The organism is Oceanisphaera submarina, assembly GCF_046521305.1.
In the GTDB taxonomy this organism is placed as follows: domain Bacteria; phylum Pseudomonadota; class Gammaproteobacteria; order Enterobacterales; family Aeromonadaceae; genus Oceanimonas; species Oceanimonas submarina.
In genome coordinates this window covers 256,918-262,980 of the sequence record NZ_JBKGFN010000003.1, presented here as the reverse complement: position 1 = coordinate 262,980, position 6,063 = coordinate 256,918, and the positions used below count along the sequence as shown (strand labels likewise).

Sequence of the window (6,063 nt, the reverse complement as noted above, 5' to 3'; positions counted from 1 at the left end):
CCACACAGTTTGCTTGATAAATTGTTAAAGAGCGTGACCTTGTTCAGGTCAGGGATGCGTATTCTACGCATTCCGTGTTGTTCGTCAAGCGTTGAATCAAACTTTGTTTCGTTGTCTTTCAACCCTGGTGACCGTGGGCGTGTTGCCCCGTGTCAGTGGATGCGCATTATAGGGAGCGGCCGATTTTGCGCAAGGGCTTTTTTGATAAAAACAGGCCTTTGGCATCCAAACGCTGACAATTCAAACAATTCGTTTTTTATTTAAACGAAGATGGTTTTAATCACCCCGTTTTGATCCTGATCCATGTTTTCTGATGACGCTACTATATAATCTGCATGTGAAATACCAATAAAGGATAACGATAAATGCAGATACTGGACGCAGACAAAGAAAGCAGGATATGGCCACTGTTCCGGCTCGGGTTTCGAGTGTTCTTTCTGGGAGGTGCGCTTTTTTCCTGTCTGGCCATGATGCTGTGGCTGCTCAGCCTGTCGGGCATGACGGTATTGCCGGGAGTCCGCAATCCCATCTGGTGGCATGCCCATGAAATGATCTTCGGCTTTGCACTGGCCATCGTCGCCGGCTTCGTGCTTACCGCCATGCAGAACTGGACCGGTATTGCCGGGGTGCGCGGCTGGCCGCTGGCATTGGTCGCCGGGATCTGGCTACTTCCCCGCCTCTTGATGCCACTACGAGGTGAGCTTGCTCCACTGGTGATCATGCTCGACCTGTTGTGGCTGCCACTGGTGGCCGGCATGGTGGCTTGGCCCGTGCTGCAAGTAAAACAATGGCGCAACCTGTTCTTCGTACCTTTATTCATCGTATTCACCCTGCTCAATGCGCTCAGCTATTACGCCGCCGTCAGTGGTAACTGGCTGCTGAGCGAGCGCGCCTTTATTGCGACCGTGCTGGCCCTGAGCGGTTTGATTGCCGTGATGGGTGGCCGGGTAATTCCCTTCTTTACCGCCCGCGCCACCGGTACCGAAAAAACCGAGCCACTGATTTGGCTGGAAAAGCTCGCTCTGGGATCGCTCTGGCTGGGGGGACTTGGCTGGCTGTTGTTGCCGCGCACCGACGGCTTTAATGGCGTATTGGCTGCGATCCTGCTGATAGCGGCTCTTGCCAACCTGATTCGCCTGGCCCGCTGGAACAGCAAACTGACACTGAATATCCCCCTGCTGTGGGTACTGCACCTGGGCTATCTCTTTATACCCCTGGGCTTGCTGGCCCTGGCCGCGGCGCTGTTGAATTGGGGGATCAGCATCTCCCTGGCCAGTCACTGGCTGACCGCCGGGGCCTTGGGCACCGTGATATTGGGGATGGTTACCCGGGTATCGCTGGGCCACTCCGGTCGGTCGCTGGAGATAGGCCGCCCCGTCGTTATTGCCTTTGCCTTGTTGATTCTGGCGGCACTGTTGCGCAGCCTGCTACCTTTGCTGGTACCCGGCATGACCAATATCGCCTATCACGCCAGTGCCATGGCCTGGATGTTGGCCTTTGGGCTTTTCAGTTGGGTGTACTGGCCGATACTGACCCGACCAAGAATCGACGGCCGGCCGGGTTAACACGCAATAAAAATCCCGCCGCAGCGGGATTTTTATTTACTGATTGAGTATCAGGCCGTCATTGTCGGCATCCAGTTCCAGCGGTTTGCCGGGAACCACCCGTCCAGAGAGCATGGCCTGCGCCAGTGGGTTTTCCACTTTCTGCTGTACCGCCCGCTTCAGCGGACGGGCGCCAAACAGCGGATCGAAACCCGCATGGGCCAGTTTTTCCAGCAGCCGTTCGGTAATGGTGACCTCGAAACCCTTGTCTTCGAGCCGCTCTACCAGCCCCTGCAGCTGAATACGGGCAATAGACTTTATCTGATCCTCGCCCAGCGGGTGGAATACCACTATATCGTCGATACGGTTGATGAACTCGGGCCGGAACTGATGGCTCAGTACATCCATCAGCATTTCCTTCATTTCATCATAATCCTTGGCGGTGCTGTGCTCCTGGATCAGATCCGAGCCGATATTCGAGGTCATGATCACCACGGTATTGCGAAAATCCACGGTACGCCCCTGACCGTCGGTCAGGCGGCCGTCATCCAGCACCTGCAGCAGTATGTTGAACACGTCCGGATGCGCCTTTTCCACTTCATCCAGCAGGATCACCGAATAGGGTTTGCGCCGCACCGCCTCGGTCAGGTAACCGCCCTCTTCATAACCCACATAGCCGGGAGGCGCCCCCACCAGACGAGACACCGAGTGTTTTTCCATAAACTCCGACATATCGATGCGTACCATGGCATCGCGACTGTCGAACAGAAAATCGGCCAGCGCCTTGCACAGCTCGGTTTTACCCACACCGGTCGGCCCCATGAACAGGAAAGAGCCCACCGGCCGGTTGGGATCGGATAATCCTGCCCGGCTGCGGCGAATGGCATTGGACACCGCCTCGACCGCCTCGTTCTGGCCGATCACCTGCTCGTGCAGGCAGTCTTCCATACGTAACAGCTTGTCTTTTTCTCCTTCCAGCATCTTGGCGACGGGAATACCGGTCCAGCGCGACAGCACATCGGCAATTTCTTCGTCGGTGACCCGGTTTTTCAGCAGATGCTGTTCCTGCATTTCGGCCTGGGCCGCCAGATCCAGCTGTTTTTCCAGTTCGGGGATACGGCCGTATTGCAGCTCGGACATACGGCCCAAATCTCCGGCCCGGCGTGCCACGTCCAAATCCCGACGCACCTGCTCCAGCTCGGCCTTGATATGTTGAGTGCCGGCCATGGCCGCTTTTTCCGAGACCCATATCTCTTCCAGATCGGCGTACTCACCTTCTTTCTCGGCCAGTTCATCACGGATCAGCTGCAAGCGCTTGCGGCTGCCTTCGTCGTCTTCTTTCAACAGCGCCTGCTCTTCCAGCTTAAGCTGGATGATGCGGCGATCCAGTTTATCCAGCGGCTCCGGCTTGGAGTCGATCTGTAATCGAATACTGGATGCGGCTTCATCGATCAAATCGATAGCCTTGTCCGGCAACTGACGGTCGGCAATATAACGATGCGACAACACCGCCGCCGCCACTATGGCCGGATCGGTGATTTGAACATGATGATGCAGCTCGTAGCGTTCTTTGAGGCCACGCAGAATGGCGATGGTATCCTCCACTGTCGGCTCGTTGATCAATACTTTCTGGAAGCGGCGTTCGAGGGCCGAGTCTTTTTCTACGTACTGGCGGTACTCATCGAGGGTGGTCGCTCCAACACAGTGCAGCTCGCCCCGCGCCAGCGCGGGCTTGAGCATGTTACCGGCGTCCATGGCGCCCTCGCCCTTGCCGGCGCCGACCATGGTGTGCAACTCATCGATGAAAAGGATCACCTGCCCTTCTTCCTTGGCCAGCTCGTTGAGCAACGCCTTGAGTCGTTCTTCAAATTCGCCACGATACTTGGCGCCGGCAATGAGCGCGCCCATATCGAGTGACAACACCCGCTTGTTCTTGAGCCCTTCCGGTACCTCGCCGTTGATGATTCGCTGCGCCAGGCCTTCGGCGATGGCAGTTTTACCGACACCGGGCTCACCAATCAGCACCGGATTATTCTTGGTGCGCCGTTGTAGCACCTGAATGGTACGGCGAATTTCATCGTCCCGGCCGATCACCGGATCCAGCTTGCCCTGTTCGGCCCGTTCGGTCAGATCTATGGTGTATTTTTCCAGTGCCTGGCGATTTTCTTCCGCGTTGGGATCGTCCACCTTCTGGCCGCCGCGTACCTGCTCTATGGCCTTGCTGATCTTGTCTTTGGTCAGGCCCAGCCGTTTGAGTGCCTCGCCCAGCTCTCCTTTGTCCTCCAGCGCCGCCAGCAAAAACAGCTCCGAAGAGATGTAGGCATCCTTACGTTGCAGCGCCAGCTTGTCGCACTGGTTGAGCAAGCGCGCCAGCACCGGCGACACCTGCACATCCATATCGCCTCCGCTAACCTTGGGCAACCGATCCAGAGATTTATCCAGCTCCAATCGCAGTGCATTGCTGTCGACCCCGGCGGTGGTCAGCAAGGGACGCAGGGTACCGCCTTCCTGATTGAGCATGGCCACCAGCAGATGAGCCGCTTCCATATAGGCATGATCACGCCCCAATGCCATCGACTGGGCATCTTGCAGGGCGAGCTGAAATTTACTGGTAAGACGATCAAGACGCATCAGAACTCTCCTCAAATACCCCCGCCACCTGGCGGGAACACAAGATTGATTACTGATACTAAAGATGGGGTTTTATGGCTGAATATCAACCAGCCGGCAGATAAGTTTTGGCTAATCCAGCCAGATCAGGCTCGCCATGCGACCGGTTTCTCTGTCACGCCGATAAGAGAAAAACCGTTGTGCATCGGTATAGGTGCAGTGTTCACCACCGTAGATATGCGTGACCCCCGCCGCTGCCAGCCGTAGCCGGGCCAGGTGATAGATGTTGGCCAGCCACTTGTCGCCTTTCACATCGCCATGAGCCACGAAGGCATCTACCGCCAGAGAAGAATGATCGATGAAGGCATCTCTTACCTCACCGCCCACCTCGAAGGCCGCCGGGCCGATAGCCGGCCCCATCCAGGCCAGCACCTCGGACGAATCCACCGCCATGGCCTGCAGAGTGGCTTCCAGCACGCCCGACGCCAGCCCGCGCCAGCCCGCATGAGCCGCGGCGACCACTGTACCGGCCTGATCGCAGAACAGCACCGGCAGACAGTCGGCGGTCATCACGGTACACACCTGGCCCGGGGTACGGCTCACTACCGCATCGGCGGTGGGATTATTCATGTTATCCGACAAGTCATCCGGCAAACTCAGCACCCGGATGCCGTGCACCTGCTCCAGCCATACGGGCTCGTTCGGCAGGTTGAGACAGGCAGCCAGCCGCTCCCGGTTGGCCTGCACCCACAAGAGCTTGTCACCCACATGGGTGCCCAGGTTCAGGCTGTTGAACGGCGCAGGGCTCACCCCTCCGGTTCTACTGCTTTGGGCGGCACATACATTGGTTGGCGCCGGCCAGTCGGGCAGGATCAGATCCATACCAAATCGTCCGGATGATCTTTGGTGTCGGCGCGCAGCACCTCGACCAGGGCCACAAAATCATCGGGAATGGGTGCATGCCATTCCATCATTTCACCGCTGATCGGATGTTCCAGTCGCAGCATCACCGCATGCAGGGCCTGACGCTTGAAGTTACGCAAAAACGCCAGCAATTCGGGATTGGCGCTGCGCGGTGGCTTGAGGCGACCGCCGTAGACGGGGTCACCCACCAGCGGGTGCTTGAGGTGCGCCATGTGCACCCGGATCTGGTGGGTCCGGCCGCTCTCCAGCCGCAGGCGCAGCCGGGTGTGGGCACGAAACTTTTCCATCACGCGATAGTGAGTTACCGCCGGTTTACCGGAAGGGACCACCGCCATCTGAATGCGCTGGGTGGGGTGACGACCTATGTTGGCCTCCACAGTGCCACCGGCCGTCATGTGGCCGATAGCTACCGCTTCATATTCCCGGGTGATTTCCCGCCCCTGCAGCGCCGTCACCAGGTGCGTTTGCGCCGGTATCGTCTTGGCCACCACCATCAGACCCGTGGTGTCTTTGTCGAGCCGGTGCACTATGCCGGCACGGGGAACTTCGGCAATGCTCGGGCAATAGTGCAGCAGGGCATTAAGCAGGGTGCCGCCCGGCGTGCCCGCACCCGGGTGCACCACCAGGCCTGCCGGCTTGTTGATCACCATGATGTCGTCGTCTTCGTAGACGATGTTCAGAGGGATGTCTTCGGGCTCGAAGCGTACATCGTCTTCCAGCTCGGCGTGAATCACCACCTGTTGCCCCGACAGCACCTTTTCCCGGGGCTTGTTGGCTACCTGACCATCCAGCCGCACCTGATCCTGTTGAATCCAGGTTTTTATCCGGGTACGGGAATAATCGGGGAACATGTCTGCCAACGTTTGATCCAAACGCTGACCGTATTGATGATCGGCAACGACGCCGTTCAGTTCGATTTGCTGGCTCATAGAGACCACTGGTTACCAAATGATGTTTAATTGGGTATTCTAGCGGTTCTTGACGC

The 6,063-nt window shown here is 57.7% G+C and carries 4 protein-coding genes; 1 reads left to right on the top strand and 3 read right to left on the bottom strand.

Annotated features, from left to right (window positions below; all coding sequences use genetic code 11):
- Positions 1-365: 365 nt before the first annotated feature.
- The gene (locus ACLEIV_RS05285; RefSeq protein WP_410455607.1) at positions 366-1,565 is read left to right on the top strand and encodes an NnrS family protein; all 1,200 of its coding nucleotides are present in this window, start codon (positions 366-368) and stop codon (positions 1,563-1,565) included.
- Positions 1,566-1,601: 36 nt separating this feature from the next.
- Here the strand turns inward: ACLEIV_RS05285 and clpB are convergent, their stop codons facing one another.
- The 3 genes from clpB to rluD all read right to left on the bottom strand — a co-directional run bounded on the left by clpB (position 1,602) and on the right by rluD (position 6,007).
- Entirely contained in the window at positions 1,602-4,175 is a 2,574-nt protein-coding gene (gene clpB / locus ACLEIV_RS05280) for an ATP-dependent chaperone ClpB (protein ID WP_410455606.1), read from the bottom strand.
- A 111-nt stretch (positions 4,176-4,286) separates the two neighbouring features.
- A complete protein-coding gene (gene pgeF / locus ACLEIV_RS05275) occupies positions 4,287-5,036 on the bottom strand; it encodes a peptidoglycan editing factor PgeF (protein WP_410455605.1) in 750 nt (249 codons plus the stop codon).
- On the bottom strand, positions 5,027-6,007 hold the full coding sequence (gene rluD / locus ACLEIV_RS05270; protein WP_410455604.1) for a 23S rRNA pseudouridine(1911/1915/1917) synthase RluD: 981 nt from the start codon (positions 6,005-6,007) through the stop codon (positions 5,027-5,029). The genes pgeF and rluD overlap by 10 nt, the downstream gene beginning before the upstream one ends.
- Positions 6,008-6,063 lie beyond the last annotated feature (56 nt).